This is a genomic window from Burkholderia vietnamiensis LMG 10929 (genome assembly GCF_000959445.1).
GTDB classification, from domain to species: Bacteria; Pseudomonadota; Gammaproteobacteria; order Burkholderiales; family Burkholderiaceae; genus Burkholderia; species Burkholderia vietnamiensis.
The window spans coordinates 272,545-295,139 of sequence record NZ_CP009632.1; the positions used below are offsets into that span (position 1 = coordinate 272,545).

Consider the following 22,595-nt stretch of genomic DNA (forward strand, 5'->3'; position numbering starts at 1 on the left):
GTCACGGCTTGCGGCCGAACGCCTCGCGCAGTTTCCGCTTCGCGCGCTCGAGCGTCGCGCGACGGGTTTTCGGCAGGTTGCGGCCCGCGCGGTTCACATAGAAGTTCAGCATCGACATCGCCGACTGGAACGGTGTCGCCTTGCGGCGGCGGCTGTGCTCGGCCGAGCGCTTCAGCGACGCGGCGATCTCGGCCGGATCGTCGGACTGGAAGATGTGCGGCTCGAGGTCGAGGGCGTCACTTTTTTGCATCACGTCGGCAGACCAGCGGTTGCGGTGCTGCGGACCGTTGCTGCGCGCGCGGCCGGGGCGGCGCGACGCGCGTTTGCCGTGCGGCGGTGAAGCGGAAGGCATGGCGGCGACTCCGTAAGGGATCGGATGAACGGACGCGGGGCCGCAAGTGGCGTGCCGGCCGACGACGACGGCACGGGCCTTGCTGATTCGTCTGCGCATGAACGTTCCACGACAGCGGTTCCATTGAGGGAGAACGCACCATGAAGTCAGCATCCGAATCGAAATCTGCCGCGCGCCGTCTGGTCGCGTGCGCAGCCGTCGCGCTCGTCGCCGCCGCGCCGGCCGCGTGGGCGCAGAACTCGCAGCGCGCGGACCACGGCACCGGCGCGCCGATTCTGTCGCCGCCCGATACGTCGGCGCAGGACGGCGGCAGCGGCATGTCGAACGGCAACACGGCCGCGCCGCCGCCTGCGACGCGCATGAACGACGCACGCGGCAAACGTTCGCACGCGCGGCCGCATGTACGGACCAAGCCGGGCGGCCCGAGCGCGGCCGGTAATGGTGGTAGCGGTGGTAGCGGTGGCAGCGGTGGTAGCGGTGGTAGCGGAGGAAGCGGCGGTATGGGCAACGGCGCCGGCGCAAACGGCGGCGGCAGCGCCGGCACGGGCGCCGGGGCCGGCGCGACGGGCGGCGGCAGTGCGGGGATGGGCGGCGTGGGCGCGGGTCAGGCCGGCACCGGAGCCGGTGCAGGCGCCGGCCGCTCGTCGGGCGCGACCGGCTCGGGCGGCGGCGGTGCGGGCGGCACGGGGAGCGCGGGCTCCAGCGGGTATTGACGCGCTCATTTGACGACCACGGTGTCGCGTCGGCGCAGCCGGCGCGGCGCGATGGCGGGGCCGGCCGCGCAGCCGGCGCGCCGCCGCCACGCAGGAGGACATCATGCACTCGAATCATTGGAGCTCGTTCGACCCCAACGACCTCGACGCGGACGACATCGATACCGACGATCTCGACACGACGGTGCATCTCGACGTTGAAACCGGCAGGATCATGTTCCATGCGGCCTGGGCGTCGGCGCCCAACGCGTCGCCGATTGCCGCCCGGCACTCGGTCATGCTCGCGCTCGACTGCGACACGATGGAGCGCTACGCGAACCTCGACGAAGCTGCGCGCTTGCGCGTTCACGCGATGCTGCACGACAGCGTGCAGGCGACGCTCGAGACGTTGCCCGACACCGGCGACGAGATGACGCTGACGGTCGAGCTCACCGACGCGATGCTCGACGTGGCGCGCCATTTGCAGTAACCCGGTAACGCGATACTCGCGACACGTGCGACACGCGCGACACCTGGCCGGCCTCGCATGTCGATGCGTCGCCGGCCGGCCGTAGCGCGCGTTACACCGCGTTGCAATGTTTGCAGAGCACGCGCAGCGGCACCGCGATCAGCGTCGCTTGGGCGAGCGACCGGCATGACGATTGCTGCGCAAGCTGCACGGCACGATGGGTGCCGCAACGCGGTAACACGACAGGGAGCGATCCATGAGCAACAAGCTGGACCAATGCAAGGTGGCGATCCTCGCCGTCGATGGCTTCGAGGAAGCCGAACTGGTCGAACCGCTGCGCGCGCTGAAGGCCGAAGGCGCGCAGGTCGACGTGATCTCGCAGCAAGCCGGCGAGATCCAGGGCTTCCGGCACGTCGACAAGGGCGAGCGCGTGAAGGTCGATCGCACGTTCGACGACGTGCGCGAAGGCGATTACGACGCGGTGGTGCTGCCGGGCGGCGTCGTGAACGGCGACGCGATCCGCATGCTGCCGGCCGCGCGCGAATTCGTGACCGCGGCCGTCGGCGGCGGCAAGCCGATCGCGGCGATCTGCCACGGCGGCTGGCTGCTGGTCTCGTCCGGGCTCGTCAACGGCCGCACGATGACGAGCTGGCCGAGCCTGCAGGACGACATCCGCAACGCGGGCGGCAAGTGGGTCGATCAGGAAGTCGTGCGTGACGGCAATCTGATCACGAGCCGCAAGCCCGACGACCTGCCCGCGTTCAACGGCGCGCTGGTGCAGTGCCTCGCCGCGCGGGGAGCCTGAGCGATGGCTTCCTCCGAGCGCCGCGTGACGCTGACCGATGCGCCGCCTGAATTCGACGGCGCGGCGCTGCATTTGCGCTTCGTGATCGACGTCGACGGCAAGCCGCAGACGGCAGCGATCAGCGTGGAAGCGCTGGAAGACCATTTCGGCGCACGCTCCGCGCTGGAAGCCGACTTGCGCGACGCGTTCGAGCGTGGCCGCGCGCGGATCCAGGCGGCCTGCGCCGAGCTGCTGGCGAACGGCGAAGGCGTCGTCGAGCTGCACAGCGGCTATTTCCGCGTGCGCGAGACGGTCGTGGGCGAGGCCGCGCGCGCGGGCCTCGAGCGCGCGCGTCGGTCGTGAGCCACGCGCTGCACCGCGCGGCGACGGCCGGCGTGGCGGTGAAACCGTCGGCCGTTGTCCCGCGGCATTACATGGCGTTGAAAACTTTGCACCGGGGCGCGCGCCGCCCGTAGCGACAGACCACGCCGCACGCGCGCTGTGCGCCGTTCTCGCGCATCATCGCGGTTGGCACGATCCCTGCATGTCCCTGTAGCTGCGGCGCGCGCCTGCGCGCCCGCGCCGACGCCATGAGGCACGCGCCGCACCGTATGAAGCCGTCCACGGGGGAAATCAAACATGCTGACCGCACACGAATTCGCTGCACTGTTCCTGGTGCATCGCGCACCGGAACAGATCGAGCTCGACCGCGACGACGTCGTCGCGTTGATGGAACGGGAACTGATCGAGTTGCAGCCCGACGGGTCGGGCGCACACCGTCCTGCCTTGACCGCCGGCGGCTTGACGATGGTCCGGAGCGTGCAGCGGCACGACGACCGGCGGGTCGACGGCTTCGAGCTGTAACCCGCGCGCCGCGCGCCGCCGGCCCGCGCCTCAACGCGCGATCGCCACGGAATCGTTGACCTTCACGACCGGCGGTTCGCCGTCGAACGGCGGCGCGTGCACGAAGCGGTCGATCACGCCCGGCTCGAACACCAGGCAGCAGGTCGAGCCGCCGAACTGGAAATATCCGATCTCCTCGCCCTTGTCGACGCGCTGCCCCGGCACCACCTCGATCACGCACGACGACACGTCGCCCATCCCGATGAACACCGCTGCAATGGTGCCGATTCCCGGATCGTCGCTGTCGATCGCGACGATCGCGCGCGCGGCCACGGCCGTCATATAGCCCTGCGAGTCGTTGAGCCCGGCCGGATCGGGGCCTTCCGCTTCGGCGACGGAGTAATACGCGCCTTCCACGCGGTACGCGTGCGTGACGGTGCCGCGCACCGGCGCATGCCAGCGGTGATAGTTGTACGCGGCCAGATAGGCCTGATAGATCTCGCCGCCGACGAAGCGCTCGGCCAGCGGCTGCCACGCCGGCGTGAAGATGTCGCGCAACGAATACGGTTGCCCCTTGATCCAGAACGTGTCGCGAATCTTCACGTTCGACGCGGTGTGGTACGGCGTGGATTCGCAGGGGCTGACGATCACGTGCGAATCGCCGGGCGCCGCGACCGGCCGCATCCCGGCGCGAAAACGCCGCGTAAAGAAGTCGTTCCACGAATCGAAGCCCCAGTGCGGCTGATCTTCGCGGTACTCGAACTGCGACAGACCGAGGCGCTTGTGCGCGGCCTCGCAGAACCAGCCGTTCGGCGCGGACGTGTCGAGATGCGCGCGCGAATGTGGGCCGCCGAGGAAGTCGCACCACACGTTCAGCACCTGCTTTAACTGCGCGTTGACCGCCGCGTCGCGAAACACCGCATGGCCCGACGGCATGCACATCGGCCAGTCGAGGAACGCGTTCACCGGACACACGATCAGGCTCGTTTCGCTGAATGGCGGCGCGTACGTCATCAGATGGTCGAGCACCGTCATCAGCTCGCCGATCGACGCGTAGCCGAGCCGGCGGCCCGCGGCGCGCGCCTCGTCGATCGCGCGCGTGAGGCCCATGCGCAGCACCGCGTTATCGTCGAACAATTGCGCGAGCGCCTGCACGGCCGGCGTACGCAGCCGTTCGCCGGCCTGCGCGCGCGCGTCGCTCGCGAGCTTTTCGCGGTACGCCGCCATCTGCGCTTCCTCTCCGGCCATCCAGGCGCCGAGCCGGCGTCGCGTCGAGGGTGGCGTGCTGCGGTTTGTCGGCATGGTTACCTCCGTAACGAGTTGCGATGGGTTGCGATAAGGCGCTCATAGCAAGCCGCTTGCCCGGCCATCGGCACCGGAATTGCTGCTCCAGAGGGCAGCGTTTCCTTCACCGACCCAAGGAGGGCACCCATGACTTCAACTTCCGACATGCAACGGACCGAGGATCGAACCGCGAGCGGCGAACACTTTCCCGGCGGGCAACGCACGGTCGCACCGACCCGCACGCGAGCGCGGCTGCGTGCGGCGACGTCGCGCGACGCGGCGCCGCGCAACGAGCGCCCGGACGGCCAAGGGCCAGTCGCCACGAGCGGCGGTCACGAGACTGGCGAGCCGCTGTGGGAGGACGATCGCCCCGCGATGCCGCCGGAGGAATGGTCGTAACGGGCGCGGACCGTGGCGCAGCGGGCGGCGGGCCGCGGCCATGGGCGCAGCCCGGCCAGCGGGCATTTTCGAGTGACGCAGCGCTGATTCGGCAATAACCCGCCTGTCGCGGCCGAAAATTTCACTGAAGTTTTTGCGCCGCGCACCGATATATCAGGTCGGAGACAAAATTCCTGCCATGACGGGACTGGCCCCATATTCGAACAGCCGGGACTGAGAGCCGGTTGCGTGTAGTGCTGCGCTTCTTGCCGTCTTATTGCCCTTCGATGAAGTTCGTCCTGTTATCTCGTGCTCCCGCTGCGGTCCGGCGTTGGTGGCAACGTCACGTCGTCGACGGCGCCCGTCTTCCCGTCACGCTCGGGCTCGCCTTCGTGGGGCTCGCGATGTTCGCGTCGGGTCTCGGCTACATCACGATCAGCCACAACCGGCTGAACGCGCAGCGCGTGCATGCGCTGCACGCGCGCAACGACATCGACGCGCTGCAGGCGCTCTATCTGCGCGCCAACGCCGACTTCCTGCAGGGCTTCGGCAGCACGCGCGCGGCGTCGTTCGCGTGGCCGGTCGAACGCGTCGGTGCGGCCGTGGCCGGCTTCCGGCGCCTCGAGCAGAGCTATGCCGGCGAGCGCGGCGGCATCGAGACCATCCACGCGCTGCGTCAGGAAACCGCGCGATGGGCGTGGCTGCTCGCCGAAATCACGGTCAACGCGCAGGTCGCAGGCGGTCGCGCGTCGGTCGACAGCGCCGGCTTGCTGGAGGCCAACCGCCTGCTCGCGCAGATCATCGGCCAGCTCACGGCGCTGCGCGAAGGGCAAACCCGGATCCTGCGCGCGATGTCCGACCGCGCGAGCCGCAACGAGGCGATCGAGGGCAGCGTGCTGGCGCTGTCGTCGCTGCTCACCTGTGCGCTGCTCAGCTACGCGTTCGTCGCGCGCTACCGCGCGCGGCTCGAACGGCAGCGCGGGCGTCTGGTCGCCGCCGAGAACGAGCGGCGCTTTCGCCAGTATTTCGAGCACCACCCGCTGCCGATGCTGATTTTCGACGTCGAGACGCTCGCCATCATGGCCGCGAACGTCGCCGCGGCAGCCCAGTATGGCTATCCGGTGGGCGAGCTGTGCCGGCGCGACATGGCGTCGCTGTACGCGCAGGCCGACATGCCGGCGTTCCTGCGCGATCTGCAGCATCTGCGCACGTCCGGTACGGGCAGCGGCTCGGCCGGCATTTGCCGGCACCGGCGCAGCGATGGCCGCGCGATGTACGTCGATCTGTCGTATCACTTCCTGACGTACACGAAGCGCGATGCCTGCTTCATCACCGCGATCGACGTGACCGAGCGCAAGAACGCCGAGCTGGCGCTGCGGCTGCGCAGCCGCGCGCTCGATGCGATCGGCAACGGCGTGCTGATCACGCGCGTCGAAGCCGGCGAGGAGATCGTCGAATATGCGAATCCCGCGTTCGAGACCATCACCGGCTACACCAGCGCGCAGGTCGTCGGCCGCGACCACGCGGGCCTCGCGCGTGCCGGGCAGCAGGGGCTGCTGTTCGAGCAGATGGCCCAGGCGCTGGCCGCCGGCAGCGCCGGCGCGCGGCTGCTGCGCAGCCGCCGGGCCGACGGCTCGGCGTTCTGGGGGCAGCTGTACGTCGCGCCGGTGCGCGACGATCTGACGTATCACATCTGCGTGATCAGCGACCTGACCGAGCTGATCGATTCGCGCGATCAGCTGGTGAGGCAGGCGCGACGCGATGCGCTGACCGGTTTGCCGAACCGCGCGACGCTGCGCGAGCTGATTGAGCAGGCGGTGGCGGAGCGGCGCGCGTTCGCGCTGCTGTTCATGGACGTGGACCGGCTCAAGGACATCAACGACAGCCTCGGCCACGGCGCGGGCGACCGACTGCTGCGCGAGGTCGCGCAACGGCTGTCCGGTTGCGTCGGCGAGGACGGCACGGTGACGCGCTACGGCGGCGACGAGTTCGTCGCGATGCTCGGCCGCCCGGACGACGGCGACCGGCTGGCCGCCCTGCTGCGGCGCATCGCCCGTGCGTTGGAGCGTCCGGTGCAGATCGGCGACGCCCAGTCGCGCGTGCAGCTGAGCATCGGCGTCGCGTGCTACCCGGCAGACGGGCTCGACGCGGAGACGCTTCTGAAGCACGCCGATCTGGCGATGTATCAGGCGAAGGCGCGCGGCCGCAATACCGTCGAGCTGTTCAAGCCGTCGTTCGCGGAAGCGGCGGAGCGGCGTATTGCGCTGTCGCACCGCTTGCGCGCCGCGCTGGAGCACGATGGCTTCGAGCTTGCGTATCAGCCCCAGATCGACGTGCGCACGAGCCGCGTGAGCGGCGTGGAGGCGCTGTTGCGCTGGCACGACGCGGAGATGGGCACCGTGAGCCCGGCCATCTTCATCCCGCTTGCCGAAGACATCGGGCTGATCGGCCAGCTGGGCGAGTGGGTGCTGCGCAGCGTATGCGGACAGGCGAAGCGCTGGGCGGACACGTTGCCGGCGTTGCGCGTGTCGGTGAACGTGTCGCCGCGGCAGCTGGCGAGCGGCGACTTCTGCAGCGTGGTGCGGCGCGTGCTGGATGCGTCCGGGCTGCCGGCTCATCAGCTCGAGCTCGAGATCACCGAGGGCGCGCTGGTCGCGCCCGGGGCGCTGCCCGCGCTGCGCGCGCTGAACGAAATCGGCGTGCTGATCGCGATCGACGATTTCGGCACCGGCTATTCGAGCCTGTCGTACCTGCGCACCTTCCACGCCGACCGCTTGAAGATCGACATGTCGTTCGTGCGCGGCATCGGCACCCACTGCGCCGACGAGGCGATCATCCGCGCCATCCTCGCGCTCGCCCGCAGCCTGCATTTCGAAGTGGTGGCCGAAGGCGTCGAACGTCCGGACCAGCTGTCGTTCCTGGTCGCCGAGGGCTGCCCGATCGTGCAGGGCTATCACTTTTGTCGCGCGGTGCCGGCGGCCGAGATTCCGGCGTACGTGCGGAGCTTCTCGATGGCGTCGACTGCGTGACAGTGAGGCCGCGCGGTGCGTGCACATCGCGCGGCCGTCGCGTTATCGGCCGGCGATGTCGATGCGACGAACCTCGCCGAGCACGAACAGATAGGACGCGACGCCAAGCGCGGCGACCGCCGCCACGTAGACGAGCGCGAGATTGAACCCGCCCGTCGACTTGACGATGAAGCCGACCACGATCGTCGCGAGCGTGACGCCCACGTTCGCGACGAAGTACAGCATGCCACCCAGCACATCCACCATGCCGTTTGGCGCGATGTCGGAAAGCGGCGCGCTCGTGGCGATAGACGCCATTGCTTGACCGAAGAACGCGATCGACCAGCCCGCGACCGCGATCCCTTACACGATGCGCGGGCCGACCCGGTCGAGTAGCGCGCCGGCGAGCGACAGCTACGCGGTATAGGCTCAGCCGAACAACGAAAATACGATGCCCATCTCCGCGGTGCTCAGCCCCAGTTCCTTGTGAATCGCAGTACCGGCGAGCGCGAGGTTCGCACGGTCGAGGTAATGCACGCATGTCACAAGCGTGGCGAGACTGAGCGTTAGCCATCGCGATCTTGTCCGTTGACCGGTTTACCGACGTGCGATTGCCTGGGTGTTCACGGGTTGTCTCCGAGTGGTTTCGATTGTTGAGCCGCATTCCGTCGCGGCCCGAGGGTGTCGTGCGTGCAGCGGCACCGTGCTTAAGGCGGTATCGGCGTGTCAGTAATGGTGGATATGCATGCCGCCGTCGATTTCAATCACCGTACTCGACGACGACACGAAGATCACGCTGCGGGTGCCTTCCGCCGATCAAGGCTTCCTGCACATTCCGGTGACTTCCGTAAGTGCACAATAGATCGATGATTTTAAAGAATTTTGTGGTTGACGGCGCGCTTACGGGGCGCGCTTACGACTTCTGCGACGGCTCCCCACAATCTCCCCATGAAACATGGGGGGCGAGCTGGGCCTTGTGGGTAGGAAAGGAGGGCAATACGACGGAGCGACAATTGTATCGACTCTGCGCGCTCATGGGTATTTCGCTTCAAGCTTGACGGTCGCGTGCGCGAAATGGGTTTTGGACGCTGTCGCGAGTCTCACGTGGGAAAGCACGGAAACTGGCCATCGGATATCGCACGATGGTCGGTAACCAGATCAATCCGGTCCTCGCCCGGTGCGAAGCGCAGCGTCGGCGACAGCTTGATATCTCGGTCGAGCCGAATGTGACCGTCCGTGAGGCGGCTGGGGCATCCATCCGCGCACGTGAACCGGAATGGCGAAACCGCAAGCATGTCCGGCAACGGGGCAATACGGGCAATACACTGGGGACCTGCGCCTATCCCGTTATCGGCGATGTGTGCGTGCGCGACATGGACACCGCGATGATCGTGCGTATTCTCCAGCCGATCTGGACCAAGAGGCAGAGACAGCACGCCGGGTGCGCGGTCGCATCAAGGCGATCCTCGGCGGGGAAGCCGTGATGGGGAAGCGCACCGGCGGCAACCCTGCTCGGTACGTCGACCATCTCCAACTGTTGTTGCCGCGCTCGAAGAAACGCTCGCAGACGAAACAGCATCCTGCGCTGCCTTCGAAGACCTGCCGACGTTCGTCCGTGAATTGGAACTCCGTCCCGGGCGCTCGATCGCACGGAGAGCGATCGGCGCGCTTCGCGTGCCGCTTTGTGAGCGAGCCGTCTAAGTCATGCATGCTGCGCGACCCACGGTCAAATATGGGTTTCTTTTCCCCGGTTGCGCGGAAGGGCGCCCACTGTCGAACATGGCAATGATGGCCCTATTGACACGCATTCGTATTCACGGGTCGCCGAATGCGCCGACTATCCGGACGCTTGGGCAGAGGAAGTCTTGGCGTGCATCATTACTTCTCAGACGATAGCGGCTTATCGGCGTCGCGATCAACTCAAACGACGGCGACTCATGATGGAAGACTCGGCCCTATTGTTCACGTGGGCACACGCTGAAGCGTCAATGGAGCCGATCATGCCGCAAACAGTTGTTGCCTAAATGGACACTGCTTCTGTTCTGGAAACGGTGCGGTGGCCCGGGCGGGTTCGCACTTGGCCGGTACCGCGAGTGCGGGGCAGTGCCGTCGGTATGTCGTTTGATCGTGATGCACTACGGTCCGGATTTATCGACACCTTGCTGTATCGCTGCTATGTGTGAAATAAAGTCGCCACGGAGACGAACAGCATGGAGTCCAAAGGACCGCGGGAATTATTCAACCGCAGTCCGCTAAGAGGGATCTGAATCAGTTGGGCCGACACTGCTTGATACAGATTCAACTAGGCCTGAAGCATGGAGCTGCGGGTTCGTAGGGTGTCCGTCGGGCGATCGATCGCGACGCTGCTGCGATCATTCGGCGATCAAGAAACGATCGCGTCTCTTGCCCTTGATCCATGACGGTTCACGGCCACGCCCGCTCCACGTCTTGCCCGTTTTGGGATCCTGATACTTCGGCGTTGCGGGTTGGCTGCCATTCGCGATACGTACGCGCTTACGGCCGAAGATCTGGTCTGGCATGAGTCCGTACTCCTGAACCCGCGCGCGAACCTCGTCAAGCACGGTCGCTAGTTCGGCCTGCCGAGCTTTTTCTGCTTGCACGAGCAGTGCTTCAGCCTTGGCTTTCAATTCTTGATAGGTGGCCATTCTTCACTCCACGTGGTTAAACGAAACAGTAGTATTGAAACGGTTGCTTCGAGGAGTTCAATTCGGCGCGTTGCGTCGAGTCTGCGACATGCTATTGTCGGCTGCACAGTCGAAACGATTGGACGATTTTCTCATCGTTTGGACCGAGAGTCGATCATTTTTCGCTTCCGAGTCCGCGGACCTGGTGGAGCAATCGAAGCCGTCCATTGAGTGATTTCCGTTGGGTACGCAAATTGCCAAAGATCATCGACGGCTCGTTGGGCGGCCGCCGGCCCGGCGTCGATGCGGGGTCAACCGTTGTAATTCGCCAGAGCGGGTGGGGGGCTGTCTTCATCGGATTGCATTGAAGGCACAATGAGGATACCTATTTTGCATTAACCGGTCGTGCACAAAGCGTGGAGCGTCAGACAGGCCGCGTTATTTTCTGGGTTCATATGTGCGGGATATGCGCCATTGATGGACCTACTCTGCCTCAATGTTGTAATTCGGCGTTTCGTCTGCCCAGATAGCTCAAATTTGGCAGACGCGATGCTTGCTGGTTGGCGTCCCCCCAATGTTTACAGTTGACACTGCAGCGCGAAGGAACGAAAAAGACGCATCGATTTGCGCCGGCGCGATGGGTCCGGTCAGTTCGGTGCATCAGCGGTCCCATTTCTCGCGGTGTGTGGAGTACATATCGCCACGGTGGAGGCGAGGCCTGCTATGGAGCAACGCGATAATGTTTGGCGATCAAGCGATACAGACGCAGGCTTGGTACCAGCCTGCGACTGCGAGGCGTTGCAGATCCGCTTGCGGCACGCCGAAACACAGATTCGTCGTCTCACAAGATGCGTGCAACTGAAAGACGAGAAGCTCCGAGAGCTTGGCAAGGTCCTGGCGAACTCGGCGACCGCGCACTATTGCGTCGAAGAGCGATTGCAGCGTGAACTCGACGCGCTACGTATTGATATGCCGGCCGAGGTGTTAAGCGAGCGCCACGGTCCGATTCATGGCGCGTCAAGGGGAGGTGGTGTGATCGTTCGGTTACCGTACCTAACCACGATCCTGTCAGTGTTATTTGATGCGATGCATGTGTTCTGGGGCGACTGCGATGACGGCCGCCTGCCAAAATCCTCGACTGTCGCCCATGCAATTGACGAACGTCTCGGACTGCGCGCACAGGCAAGCGGCGAAGGTTCGCGCACCGGTCAGGCCTACGCGTCCGCCATCCGGCCGGATTGGGTAAAGGACGCGGATAACCGGCATCACCGCCCGCGATCCACATCCTGATGGTGGTCTTGGACGTCTTGCGCACCAAGTCGGGCGAAGCGCGACGGCTCCCGACCGGTACGGGATCTATTGCATCTCTGCCGTGCTATGGGGGGCGCGTGGCACGCTCCTCAGCGAGCCAGGAACGTTCGAAGTGAGGGACCGATACCACGTGATTGATGATCGGAGACTGTCGAGGTCAGTTCCAAGGTTGGCGAACGCGACGGCCGTGAGAGCAATGGAACAGGCCACGAACGGAGAGGTAGCGGTCTGCGGATGAGATCCCTCATACTGAAGATCGAGGCCAAAGCGGCGATACAGTCGTGCGATTGCCTGGGTGGCCACGCCAATGATGCGGGTCGCCCCGAGCAACGCCGCGACGGCCATAACGTAGGGAAACAGTTGCATGCCCGAACCGGCGAACCGCGATAGCTCCCATACGGTCGGTGACGAGGGAAAATCGAGTTCCGACGAACGAGGCAGTAGTTCTCGGAGCAGATATGGGGCGGTAGTTGGCATCAGTCGTGCGCAACCACATACCGGTCCGTTGGAAGTGCGTTCAACAACCTGAATGGTGTTTTCGCCATCGAAGTGATCCCATTCCATGGTTTCATTTTCCTTAACATCGGGTAGGGACCAGCCGAGGCGGCGCACGAACACGTCGTACCGGAACGCACCGAGTTCATCACGAAGTTCGAGCGGCAAGTCGCACAACCTACTCGCGATAATGAGTGGCATTTGCGTTCTCCATCGTTTATTGATGGGCGCCACCGTATCAAGTCGAAACAACAAAATGAACTAGTCAGGTAGGGAGGGGCGGGAATGAATATTTGCGGTGCATTGTCGGTGGGAGGTTAAGGATCTCTGGGTGGTCCGAAATTATTCAGTATGTGGGATTCAAGAGGTGTCGAGACATGATTAACTCATGCCGGTGGCTGGCTTGCACAAGGATGGCTTCGACTGAAAATAAGAGCGCTAATCAAGTAGGCCGTAATTGGAGGCAATCACAGCCGCCGCTATCCTGCTATTTACGTTCAGAACCCTCATTGCTTCAGTAATATGATATTCGACCGTATGGCGAGATATCTTGAGAATCATGCAGATATCCGACGATGTCTTCCCTTGCGCAACCCATGAAAGACATTGGCGTTGACGCGGGGAAAGCTGAATGAATTCATTCGGATGAGGAGGGGCGAGTCGATCCAGCTCCAAACGAAATAGATTGCTGATTACGCTCGCGAGCTGCCGCTTCGTCCCTGTATTGATACGGGATGACGGACCCGACAGGTTGATGAGCAAAATACTGCCTCCAATCTCACGAATTGGAATGCTAAGCCCATTTTTGAGTCCGGCGTCGCATGCTTCTGCAAGCACATGTCGCTCATTTTGGCTCAAATCGGTAATATCTGCCCAGCGATAAGGTCCGGATGACGTAAAAGCCGCTCGATGTACCGGATCGACGGCGCCATAGTTGTGCTGTAGGTAGTGCTGAACCCAGTTATTGGGATAATGCGTACAAATTGCCTCCATTGAGATGCTGGGTCTTGAGCGGTAGCACGTCAGGGCGATCCGCGTGACGGCGTAACATGGAAATCCCAATGGAAGTACCGCATCTCCAAGTGAGTCTGAAAGCGAAGAAATATCCTTTGCATCGGTAAAGAGCGACAGGATTTTCACCATTCGAGTCGCTAATGTGGCATTCCATGGTGATGGCTTGAGCACTTGTCTGCTCGTTCGATCCCGAAATCGCGTTCTCATGACTTTTGCCTCGCTTGGTGCCTAGTGGTATTCAGGAGAAATGCTGGGGCACGGCGCCAGCGATGTGGCAGCGACTCGGACGAACATTGCGGGCGTAGCTAGCGTGGAGTCTAATAGTTTGAACCGGAACGTCACTTGTTATATTGTAATAATATAATACTTGATTGTGTTTTTAAGTGTAACTGCTGGAATGGGAGCGAGATTGCCGCGTATTTAGTGATCGTGTCCCTGCACCAGCGGTGAAATTGCCTCGATTCAACCATCCTATTAGCGAACGAAGAGCGCCGCCGCAGAAAATCCTCCCACTCCGCGGGCGCATAGCAGGAAAGGCTTACCGGGAACCAGGTCACCGCAGTCGGCGAGATTGATGAATGGATCGCAGACCGTCACATGCGCGATGCGGACAAAGTTATCAGCAAACAGGTGTCGTGCCGGAAGGCCGAGCGATGCGACCGTTCGGCGCCAGGTGGGTAGATCAAGATGGCACGGCAAGATTCGCTGAATCTCGGCGAGGGGCACATTCGCCTCGGCGCTCGCTTGCATCGCGAGTCGACGCGCCGCAAAGAAGTACTGCGCCGCGAAACGCGATTCATCTTGTTCCAGTGTGCCGCGCCAGCCTTCTCCGCTCGCGTGAAACGCCAGCGAAACCAAGCGATTGATCGAGGCGTCGCGTTCGACCAGCACGGCACACGCGCCGTCGCTGAGCAATCCGGCCCCGGCTATTGACCGTTCGCTTGCAAGGGGCATGACGTCTGCCCCGACCAGCAGGCCGCGATTGATCGCTGGACGGGCCGCAAACATCGCGCGAATGATCCGCAGCGCCCCCAGTGATGAGGCGCAATGCTGTTGCGCAAACGAGAATGCCTCTGCCCGCTCGAAGCCAAAGTGTTCGCATAGCAGACGTGGCAAGGATAGTGGCGGAGGGGCGACGCTGCCCTGAAGCGTATGAACATAGACGAGAAAGTCGATCGTGTCCGGCCCAAGCCGGGTCGCACAAACGAGGGACTGGATGGCGTTTGCGGCGAGCGAAAGTGCAGTCTGTCCCCGAGCGTTATAGAACAGTCGCACCCCGGCTTTTTCGAGGCGTTTGACGGTCTCGACGGACTGCTTCGTTCGTTGGGCCCAGCCGCGGACGTCCTCGGCCGGCTCGGGCAGATAGTAAGCGGTATGGACGATCCCGATAGAAGCGCTCATGGAGGATTGCGATATAAGAGCGGCCTGCCATACGATTCGAACAGTGTGCAACCGACGAAACCGCCCAGGCCGATGCCCCACGTCAGGATTCGTTCGCGCACTGGCAGGTCGTGAGATTCCAGGGCATCGGCGAGCTGCACGATAGGTTCGGCTGCGCCTAGATGGGCGCGGCAGCGCTCGGGAAATTCAACGACACGGCGACTGAGATGTCGGCAAACAGCTTCTTCAAGTTGCGGATCGATTCCCGCTCCCACGACGGTACCGAGGTCGTTCGGTTGAAGCGCGTGTCGGAGCAGCATCGCGTCGATCGTCAATCGCAGCGCCGGAACCCAATCTGTCGGGATATCTTGGCTTGACAGCGGGGTGTGTGTTCGGAACCTGTCGAGGCGGCTGGCGCATGCGTCGATCACAAGCATTCCGTAAGATGCGGGTCCGGCGCGCTCCACCAAGATGGCACCGGCTGCGTCGCCCTGCACGATTCCCTGATCCGTCCATCGTGAGAATGGTGGGCACCACTTTTCTGCAGCGACGATCAAGATAGTGTGGATTTCGGGCTCTGCAATCAGCAGATTATCCGCCAACTGGAGTGCTGTGAACGTGGAAGCCCCCTGCTGTTGCGAGACCGAGAATGGAAAGCATGGAGTGCCGACTACCGTACGCAGGCGTCCAGCGGTCGTTGTGGACATGTGCTCGTTGAGACTACTGTGGCAGAACATTGCAATATCGATCGGCGCTGCATTGGCTGGCCGCGCGGCACATATTGTCTGCGCCACTTTGGCGGCGAGCCCGGATAGATCGGTATCGCCCTCAACAGGGACACAACGAAATTCGTCTGGCGCTGCGCCGATTGCAGCGCTTCCGGCCGAAGCCGCCTTCTTCGTGGAGTAGCGGACGTAGTCCGCTTGCCACGACGCGACCCACGCGTGCCAACCGGAGCGCATCGGAGCACCGAGCGTCGGCTCGATTCCGGGCTCACGATGTACAGCGACTGTACGCGGCACATAGCTGGCCAGTGCCGTGATCACGGCTGTATTCATGGTGCGCGTAGTAGTGGGAGGTTCTCGGGCAGCAGGTCGTAAAGGAGTCGCCCGACGCGCCTGCCATCGACGAGATGACAGGCGCGTTGCTGTCCGATCAGACGAAAACCCAGGCGCGCGAGCAGACGTTGCGACGGAACATTGCAGTCGACAGCCCATGCGGCGATGCACTGCAGCCGATCACGAACGAACGCTTCATGAAGGAGGGCTGTCGCTGCGTTGCAAGCCATATTGATGCAGGTTGGTCGCAACCGGTCGCGAAGGATCCAGAATGAGCCCGTCGCGAAGCGATGTGCGACATCACTGACGGCGACCACACCGCTCGGCACTGTATAGCCAGCCGAACCGAATACGCGTATTCGATGCTGTCTGCTATGGACCATCGCTTGTACCGCCAATGCGGGCAGGGTTTGGCGGCCAAGCCCGAAGTCGAACCACCGGCTAATAGTCGGCTGTGCGAGCCAGGCGACGATGTCGTCGATGTCATTCAGCCCTGGTTCGCGTAGCCAGACAGTGGAGGACGTTGCAGGCGATGCTGCGTTGTCCATCGAGGGCTGAGGGGTGCCATCCGTAGGGGCGCAGCCATTCATCTGTCGACCTCCTCTTTTGCCACCCGTGGCGGCGCGAGCCAGCCGAGCGCTGTGTCGATGTGCTGCAGTAGGAAGGCAACCCAGTGGCCCGTCTGGAAGCGGGCTGCGGGCGGGAGACCTTCAACATAACCATGGCCGCCGCAAAGCTGCACGAATTCGCGACTGACGTTGACCGACTCGGCCGCGACGTGTCGCAGCAGCTGACGGACCAGCGAGACCGGTGCCGACGGGCAAGCCGTACCTACTGCCTGCAGAAAGAGATGGGTACCAATGGTGGCGATCATCATGTCGGACAATCGCGTCGCGACGAGTTGATGGCTTGCCAACGGCTTTCGGAACGCTTGCCGAGTCGTCGCGTAATCGAACGCGAACCGGATACTATGTTGCATGGCACCCATCAAGAGCGCAGCGAGATAGAGGCCGATTTCCGTCATGTACGTCTGCGCGGGAGGAACGCTATCGCTGTCGGCCCGTGCAATCACGGCGAGCGGCGTTTCGGCCGCGACCTCATCTGAATGCAATTGCTCCAACACGAGCGCGCCGAGCGTGGCGATGCCTGTCGATCTTGAAGATCGCCGATCGCGTGGGCGCTCGGTGAGGACGAGGCGCTGCTGGTCATCTATGCGCATGGCAAGGCTCACCTCGCTGCCCAGTGGACCAAGTTGCCATATTGCCCCGCTGTCGATACCGGGCACGGACAGCGCGATCGCTGTTGTGCCGTCGAAGTACGCTTGAACAGGCCGAGCCAGAACCGAACCGAGCGCGTTGTGCGTCCGGAGCACCATGAGCGCGGGCGCTGTCAGCGTTAGCTCCACCGCACGCTCAAGCGGCCCGGCGGCGAGCGCTTCGATAACCACCGCCAGACCGTGACGATCGATTCCCAATCCGCCGTGTTCTTCGGGTAAAACCATTGTTCCAAGATCAAGTGTTGCGGCTGCGAGTCTGACGGTTTCTCGCCATGCTGCTGCACTGGGTGAACCCGCAAGCAAGGGCTCCAGTCGGTCGCGCGCGAAGCGTTGGCTCGCGATATAGAGGTTGCGTTGATCGTCGGTCAGTATCCACGGCGCTAGCGCCAGTCCCGGCGGGAAGGAATCAGGGGAGAACATCACCATCCTCCACAAAGAAAGAGCTTGATCAGACGAGCATCTCGATCGCATCAGGGTGGCCAAGAAAGTTCCTGGGGCTGGCCGAGCGTCCATACGCACCCGATTGGAAGACAACCACAAAGTCTCCGATCTGAGCTTCGGGAAGCAGCACGTCGTCGGCGATCCGGTCGAGCGGCGTGCACAGACATCCGACGATGTGGCAACGCTCCGTGGGGGCTTGAGTCTGGCGATTCCCGATCGTGACTGGAAAATTGCGGCGCAGAATCTGCCCGAAGTTCCCCGATGCCGCCAGATGGTGGTGCAGGCCGCCATCCGTGATCAGGAACGTTCTGTCTCGGGATATCTTGCGATCGATAATGCGGCACACATAGATGCCGGCTTCCCCGACCAAATATCGTCCAAATTCCAGGACCGTGCGTGTGCCCGGTAAACGACCGCGCAATACGCCGAGCCAATCGTGCATGGCGTCGGCGACCGCAGCGAGGTCCAGCGGTGTTTCCCCCGCGAAATAGGGGATACCGAAACCGCCTCCGAAGTTCACGTATTGCGGCGCGACTGGCAGGCCGCCGGCCAATCGCACGACGAGATCCGCGCTTTTCCGTTGCGCGTGGATGACGGTCGGGGCGTGCAGACACTGGGATCCCCAAAAAATGTGGAAACCGGCCAACGTCACGTCTCTAGCATCGAGCTCGCGCAGTAGCTCAGGCACCTGCTCCGCATCGAGCCCAAAAGGGCTGGCTCCGCCACCCATGCGCATGCCGCTGTGATCGACGTGAAAGTCCGGGTTGACTCGAATGGCGACCTTCGGCTGCACACCGAGCTCCCAGCCGAGTGCTGTGACGAGGCGCAGCTGGGTGACCGATTCGAGGTGAATGTTGACACCGCTTGCGACGGCGCGACGCAAGTCGTCGCGGCTCTTGCCTGGGCCGGCAAAGCCAATCAGTTCTGCGGGCATGCCCGCATTCAGCGCAACTGCCATCTCGTTGGCCGATGCGACGTCGAACCCGTCCATCTGAGGCGCGAGGTGATGGACGACCGCAGGCAATGGGTTGGCCTTGACCGAGTAATGCAGGTCGATACCGGTTGGCAGCGTCTCGCGCAACATGCATACACGCGCATCGAGCGTTGCCCGATCGTAGACGAAGAAGGGTGTGCGCCCGGCGCGATCGGCCAGGCGATTGATCGCGACGCCCCCGACGGTGAGGATGCCTTCACGCTCGCTAAACTGCGCGTTCATGATGGTCTCACTTCGTGGCCGGCGTCAGGAGCGGCGAAGGCAGCGCGCAATCCGGCTCGATCGAATTTCCCGTTGGGGTTGCGCGGAACGGTCTCACGGACCACGATGCGATGCGGCACCATGTAGCGCGGCAAATGCTCGACGCACCAGCCTTGAAGCACTTGAGCATCGAAGCCATTGGCGATCGGCACGACCACCAGGGCGATCGCTTCGCCGAGTTCATCGTCAGCCACGCCGAAGGCAACCGCTTCTGTGACAAGGCCACTGCAATGAACGACTTCTTCGACCTCTTCAGGGCTGATGCGATAACCGGAGCTCTTGATCTGCGCGTCGTTGCGTGCGACGAAGTACAGGAATCCTTCTGGATCGCGCCGTACCAGATCGCCTGACCACACAGCGCGCTCTCGCGGCGCGCCGCCGGGCTTCGGCTCGGGCGAAGGTCGATAGCGCTGGGCCGTGCGCGTCGCGTCATTCCAATAACCGAGCGTGACGCAAGCTCCAACATGGACCAGTTCACCGGTTTCGTCAGCTCCACACGGCGAGCCATCATCGCGAACGACCAGAATTCGGGCGTTAGGTACGGCTTTCCCGATGGAGTCGGGGCGACGATCGACCTCTGAAGGGTCGAGAAACGTGGAGCGAAATGCCTCGGTCAGGCCATACATGAGATAGGGTTTGGCCTGCGGAAATAATGCCCGGAGTTGCTGCAAGACCGGCGCCGGCAGCTTGCCGCCGGTGTTGGCGAAGTAGCGCAGCGTCGAGCGTGCCGTTTCGGGCCAATTCGCACGGGCCAGTTGCATCCACAAGGGGGGGACGCCCGTGATCGCCGTAATGCGTTCGCTCGCGCAGGCATCAATGATGTCTCGCGGTACCAGATAGTTGATGAGCATGGCGGTGGCTCCCGCCGCCCAGGCCGATGTAAGCTGACTCAGGCCGGCATCGAAGCTGAGCGGCAGGGCAGCGAGGATTCGATCGGATGAGACGTAGTTCAGATAGTGAGCAACGCTCCAGGCACCTTCGAGCAGGTTGCGGTGGCTCAGCATCACGCCTTTCGGCAATCCGGTCGAGCCTGATGTATAGAGGATGGCGGCCAGATCGGTGTCGACATTGGCCGACCCCGGCGATTGTGGTGGATTCTCACTATCGCGTTCCGAGCGATTTCCGTTTGCGGACTCGGGCCAGCTTTGGACGCGCGCTGTTGTTCGGAGTTGGCGGCTTGCGGAGCCGGCATCGTCCACGATGATGGTGTTGGAAACACTGGTAAGGCCGTGTTCGTCAAGGACCCGCGCGCGCAGCGCGCTGGTAATCAGGCAGTCGGCCCCGCAGTCGAGCAGGATGTGAGCGACCTGCTTGGGTTTGAGGAGCGGATTGATGGGAACGAACACGTATTGCGCGGCAGCGGCACCCAGTATCGACACGACGGTTTCGACACGTTTGTCCAAATAGATCGCAATGCGCGCGCCGGCCGTGAATCCAAGTGCGTCGAGTGCATTGCCCATGCCGCGCGCGCGGTGAACCAAGTTCTGATAGGTTACGCGGGCGGCGCCGCAGATGAGCGCTTCCGCGTCGGGCGTGCGGTTTGCTGCAGCTTGTACGAGGTCGAGGACGTTTCTCATGGCAGTATCCGGATCGAATGTCGAGCGTTGAAAGGAGGTCGTTCAGGCGATCAGTGACGGACCACCATGGCACCGAAGCAGCCAGCGAGGCCGCAGGAGAACAGCAGCGACCAGCCGCCCGGTTCCCGGGTCGAACATGTCTGGAAGTTAATGAAGGGATCCGCGCCAAAGACGTGACCGATTGGTGCGAAGTTCGCCGTGAAAAGTCGCTCGTGAGGAATGGCAAGCATTGTCATCAGTCTGAACCAGCCCGGCAGATTGGCGTGATGAGGCAGTACGTGTGTAATCTCGCGTGTCGTGATGCCTGCTTGTTGAATGGCGGCCCGCATGGTCGTGAATGCAGACCAGTAGTACCGATCGTCTGGAACCGGCTGCAGATCCTCGTCGGTGCCACGGTAAGATCGTCCGTCTGTATACATGTGCAGGCCCGCAATGGCGTTTCGATGACCGTCTCGTTCGAGCAATAGCGCACAGGCACCGTCGCTATGGAGCGCAAGATCCTGGATGGCTCGCAGTCGGTCGCAGTGGGAGCCGATCACATCGGCGCAGACCACAATTGCACGCCGGAATGCGGGCCGTCGCAAAGCGAGCGCCTGCAACACGCGGATCGCGGCTATGGGCGAGACGCAGTGCTGCTGCGTGACTGAAAATGCGAGCGCGCGGTTCAGATTCAGTTGGGACTGGATCTGTTGCGCAGTACTCGCGGGCGGTGCGATCACGCTGGTCTGAATTGTGTGCGTGTACACCAATGCATCGATCGTTTCAGGCGCTGTTCCGGTGTCGCGTAGCAGGGACAAGATAGCGTCAACGGCGAGCGCCACGGGTGATTCACCAGCCGCGTCGTGGAACTGCGTTACGCCGTTTTCGATCAGTGCGCGCGCGCGAGTCGACGGCTGACCACAGCGCTGCGCCCAGCGATGTGCGTCCACAGTTCGATCTGGCAGACTGAATGCGATGCCAGCGAGTGCAAGCGAGCTAGCCTGTTGCGACGCAATCATGATCGACCTCCACGAAATTCAAGGAGAGCGCAACCGGCCTGCCCTTGGAAGCCGGCGGACCAAGCAAGGGCATGTTGTCCCTCGTTAGGGTGGATCGACCGCAGCAGCGCGTCGAGCCGTGCCGGCGTGTCGGCGGCGCAAAATTGGCCGGGCGCGTCCATGCGTAGGTGGCAGGCACGTTCGTGCCGCAATCCACATCGCCTGTGGATTGCGCGAGCCACATGAGCGTCGATTGGCGCCGGAAGGATCCAGTCGACATTGGCAGGTTGCACACCTGCGCTTGCGCACGTCTCGCCGATGACCTCCGTGAGCGTCGATATGTAGACGGGTTCGCGTTCACTTGCGAGAGGTGGGATTCCGGGCGTCCGGACGGTGAGCCCCCTCACGCGCCATCCCGGGCCGGGGTGTCGCGCGATCAGTACGGCAGCTGCCCCGTCACCCATGTCGACCAATGCACCGATCCGACGTGAGAACGGCTGACGCCAGCGTTCAGCAGCGACAATCACGACGGTATTCAGTCGGATATCAGTTGCCATCATTGCCACGGCAATGTCCAATGCCATCAGGAACGATACGCCCTGAAGCTGACCGACCGCGAGCGGGGCTCGGCTTGATCCGAGTTCGCTGTGGAGACGGCAGGCACACGATAATGCTAGATCATGCTCGAAGCTCGTTGTGCATACGATGAACTGATCGAGCGGGTACGCAGCGTTCTGATGCGATGAATCGAGTAGCATTCGCGCCGTGGCAAGTGCCATGTCGGATAATGTCAGGTCAGACTCCACAGCGACCCGGTGATTCGTCGCTCGTGATGTGTGCGGCAATGGAATACCGGCCACGCCGAATGGGGCTCCGCTGTCGCGCCACCGCAGCGTGTCGGCATACACGGCTTGCATTACAGCCTCTCGTGCGGACCCACCCGAATCCATGAATGGTTCGAGATGTGCATCGGCCGGGACATCGCGCTGTGGGATATATCTTGCCGTGGCGACAATGTGCGGCTCGACGACCGTGAAGTTAGCCGAAGGACGCATGGGATTCGACGAACGAGACGAGATTGCCGAAACGCAGGAACAGATTGGCGGATAGATCCTCGGGGGCCAGGGTGAAGCCGAAGCGCTGTTCGAGTTGCAGCAGCAAGTCCGTCATATTCATCGAATCCACACCGATGTCGAAGAGGTTGGTGTCGTCTACGATGAGATCGGCGCTCAGGGTGCTGCCGAGTACCGATAGCAAACAGGTTTTTACTGTCTCGGACACGCTGGCGGAGTTGGGGGAAACGGGATGGGTTGCCATGAACGATCTCCAGTGCGAATGTCGAATGGATTCAGGATG

At 63.0% G+C, this 22,595-nt stretch carries 24 protein-coding genes; 9 read left to right on the top strand and 15 right to left on the bottom strand.

What is annotated here, in order from left to right:
• Position 1: 1 nt before the first annotated feature.
• Complete coding sequence (locus tag AK36_RS26095; RefSeq protein ID WP_011879883.1) at positions 2-352, bottom strand: DUF3175 domain-containing protein; 351 nt, start codon at positions 350-352, stop codon at positions 2-4.
• 140 nt (positions 353-492) lie between these two features.
• Between AK36_RS26095 and AK36_RS26100 the strand changes: the two genes are divergently transcribed.
• From AK36_RS26100 to AK36_RS26125, 5 genes are all read left to right on the top strand, one after another.
• Complete coding sequence (locus tag AK36_RS26100; protein ID WP_059862325.1) at positions 493-1,065, top strand: hypothetical protein; 573 nt, start codon at positions 493-495, stop codon at positions 1,063-1,065.
• 103 nt (positions 1,066-1,168) lie between these two features.
• Positions 1,169-1,534 carry a DUF3022 domain-containing protein gene (locus tag AK36_RS26105; RefSeq protein ID WP_011879884.1) on the top strand — a complete coding sequence of 122 codons (366 nt, stop codon included), beginning with the start codon at positions 1,169-1,171 and terminating at the stop codon, positions 1,532-1,534.
• A gap of 235 nt (positions 1,535-1,769) precedes the next feature.
• Positions 1,770-2,318 (top strand): type 1 glutamine amidotransferase domain-containing protein, encoded by a 549-nt coding sequence (locus AK36_RS26110; protein ID WP_014725703.1) that lies wholly within the window; start codon positions 1,770-1,772, stop codon positions 2,316-2,318.
• 3 nt (positions 2,319-2,321) lie between these two features.
• Entirely contained in the window at positions 2,322-2,660 is a 339-nt protein-coding gene (locus AK36_RS26115) for a DUF1488 family protein (RefSeq protein ID WP_045579569.1), read from the top strand.
• Between the two features lie 276 nt (positions 2,661-2,936).
• Complete coding sequence (locus AK36_RS26125; protein WP_045579571.1) at positions 2,937-3,161, top strand: hypothetical protein; 225 nt, start codon at positions 2,937-2,939, stop codon at positions 3,159-3,161.
• 30 nt (positions 3,162-3,191) lie between these two features.
• Here the strand turns inward: AK36_RS26125 and AK36_RS26130 are convergent, their stop codons facing one another.
• Positions 3,192-4,442 carry a phosphatidylserine decarboxylase family protein gene (locus tag AK36_RS26130; RefSeq protein ID WP_045579572.1) on the bottom strand — a complete coding sequence of 417 codons (1,251 nt, stop codon included), beginning with the start codon at positions 4,440-4,442 and terminating at the stop codon, positions 3,192-3,194.
• A gap of 129 nt (positions 4,443-4,571) precedes the next feature.
• On the opposite strand from AK36_RS26130, the gene AK36_RS26135 reads away from it, so the two are divergent.
• A complete protein-coding gene (locus tag AK36_RS26135) occupies positions 4,572-4,823 on the top strand; it encodes a hypothetical protein (protein WP_045579573.1) in 252 nt (83 codons plus the stop codon).
• A 266-nt stretch (positions 4,824-5,089) separates the two neighbouring features.
• Positions 5,090-7,831 (top strand): putative bifunctional diguanylate cyclase/phosphodiesterase, encoded by a 2,742-nt coding sequence (locus tag AK36_RS26140; RefSeq protein WP_011879890.1) that lies wholly within the window; start codon positions 5,090-5,092, stop codon positions 7,829-7,831.
• Positions 7,832-7,873: 42 nt separating this feature from the next.
• Here the strand turns inward: AK36_RS26140 and AK36_RS26145 are convergent, their stop codons facing one another.
• The gene (locus AK36_RS26145) at positions 7,874-8,128 is read right to left on the bottom strand and encodes a hypothetical protein (protein ID WP_043292600.1); all 255 of its coding nucleotides are present in this window, start codon (positions 8,126-8,128) and stop codon (positions 7,874-7,876) included.
• 824 nt (positions 8,129-8,952) lie between these two features.
• Here AK36_RS26145 and AK36_RS34440 point away from each other — a divergent pair.
• A complete protein-coding gene (locus AK36_RS34440) occupies positions 8,953-9,294 on the top strand; it encodes a phage integrase central domain-containing protein (RefSeq protein ID WP_124259990.1) in 342 nt (113 codons plus the stop codon).
• Between the two features lie 888 nt (positions 9,295-10,182).
• On the opposite strand, the gene AK36_RS26155 is transcribed toward AK36_RS34440, so the two are convergent.
• Positions 10,183-10,476 carry an H-NS histone family protein gene (locus AK36_RS26155; protein ID WP_011879891.1) on the bottom strand — a complete coding sequence of 98 codons (294 nt, stop codon included), beginning with the start codon at positions 10,474-10,476 and terminating at the stop codon, positions 10,183-10,185.
• A gap of 831 nt (positions 10,477-11,307) precedes the next feature.
• Between AK36_RS26155 and AK36_RS31950 the strand changes: the two genes are divergently transcribed.
• On the top strand, positions 11,308-11,745 hold the full coding sequence (locus AK36_RS31950) for a hypothetical protein (protein ID WP_224383406.1): 438 nt from the start codon (positions 11,308-11,310) through the stop codon (positions 11,743-11,745).
• Between the two features lie 66 nt (positions 11,746-11,811).
• Here AK36_RS31950 and AK36_RS26160 read toward each other — a convergent pair whose 3' ends face one another.
• The 11 genes from AK36_RS26160 to AK36_RS26200 all read right to left on the bottom strand — a co-directional run bounded on the left by AK36_RS26160 (position 11,812) and on the right by AK36_RS26200 (position 22,556).
• Entirely contained in the window at positions 11,812-12,462 is a 651-nt protein-coding gene (locus AK36_RS26160; RefSeq protein WP_045579574.1) for an acyl-homoserine-lactone synthase, read from the bottom strand.
• 237 nt (positions 12,463-12,699) lie between these two features.
• Positions 12,700-13,446, bottom strand: a complete 747-nt coding sequence (locus AK36_RS31955; protein WP_224383407.1) for an autoinducer binding domain-containing protein — start codon at positions 13,444-13,446, stop codon at positions 12,700-12,702.
• Positions 13,447-13,749: 303 nt separating this feature from the next.
• On the bottom strand, positions 13,750-14,676 hold the full coding sequence (locus AK36_RS26165) for a beta-ketoacyl-[acyl-carrier-protein] synthase family protein (protein ID WP_011879895.1): 927 nt from the start codon (positions 14,674-14,676) through the stop codon (positions 13,750-13,752).
• Positions 14,673-15,713, bottom strand: coding sequence for a beta-ketoacyl-[acyl-carrier-protein] synthase family protein (locus AK36_RS31960; RefSeq protein WP_106919372.1), 1,041 nt, complete (start codon positions 15,711-15,713; stop codon positions 14,673-14,675). Before AK36_RS31960 ends, AK36_RS26165 begins: the two co-directional genes overlap by 4 nt.
• The gene (locus AK36_RS31965) at positions 15,710-16,261 is read right to left on the bottom strand and encodes a GNAT family N-acetyltransferase (protein ID WP_224383408.1); all 552 of its coding nucleotides are present in this window, start codon (positions 16,259-16,261) and stop codon (positions 15,710-15,712) included. The genes AK36_RS31960 and AK36_RS31965 overlap by 4 nt, the downstream gene beginning before the upstream one ends.
• Before the next feature lie 38 nt (positions 16,262-16,299).
• Positions 16,300-17,409: an acyl-CoA dehydrogenase family protein gene (locus AK36_RS26175; RefSeq protein ID WP_011879898.1), complete on the bottom strand. Its 1,110-nt coding sequence runs from the start codon at positions 17,407-17,409 to the stop codon at positions 16,300-16,302.
• 28 nt (positions 17,410-17,437) lie between these two features.
• Complete coding sequence (locus AK36_RS26180; protein WP_011879899.1) at positions 17,438-18,646, bottom strand: pyridoxal-dependent decarboxylase, exosortase A system-associated; 1,209 nt, start codon at positions 18,644-18,646, stop codon at positions 17,438-17,440.
• Entirely contained in the window at positions 18,643-20,262 is a 1,620-nt protein-coding gene (locus AK36_RS31970; protein WP_011879900.1) for an acyl-CoA ligase (AMP-forming), exosortase A system-associated, read from the bottom strand. Before AK36_RS31970 ends, AK36_RS26180 begins: the two co-directional genes overlap by 4 nt.
• Before the next feature lie 50 nt (positions 20,263-20,312).
• Positions 20,313-21,260 (bottom strand): 3-oxoacyl-[acyl-carrier-protein] synthase III C-terminal domain-containing protein, encoded by a 948-nt coding sequence (locus AK36_RS26195; protein ID WP_011879901.1) that lies wholly within the window; start codon positions 21,258-21,260, stop codon positions 20,313-20,315.
• Complete coding sequence (locus AK36_RS31975; RefSeq protein WP_224020415.1) at positions 21,257-22,156, bottom strand: 3-oxoacyl-[acyl-carrier-protein] synthase III C-terminal domain-containing protein; 900 nt, start codon at positions 22,154-22,156, stop codon at positions 21,257-21,259. Before AK36_RS31975 ends, AK36_RS26195 begins: the two co-directional genes overlap by 4 nt.
• Before the next feature lie 121 nt (positions 22,157-22,277).
• The gene (locus AK36_RS26200; RefSeq protein ID WP_011879903.1) at positions 22,278-22,556 is read right to left on the bottom strand and encodes an acyl carrier protein; all 279 of its coding nucleotides are present in this window, start codon (positions 22,554-22,556) and stop codon (positions 22,278-22,280) included.
• Positions 22,557-22,595 lie beyond the last annotated feature (39 nt).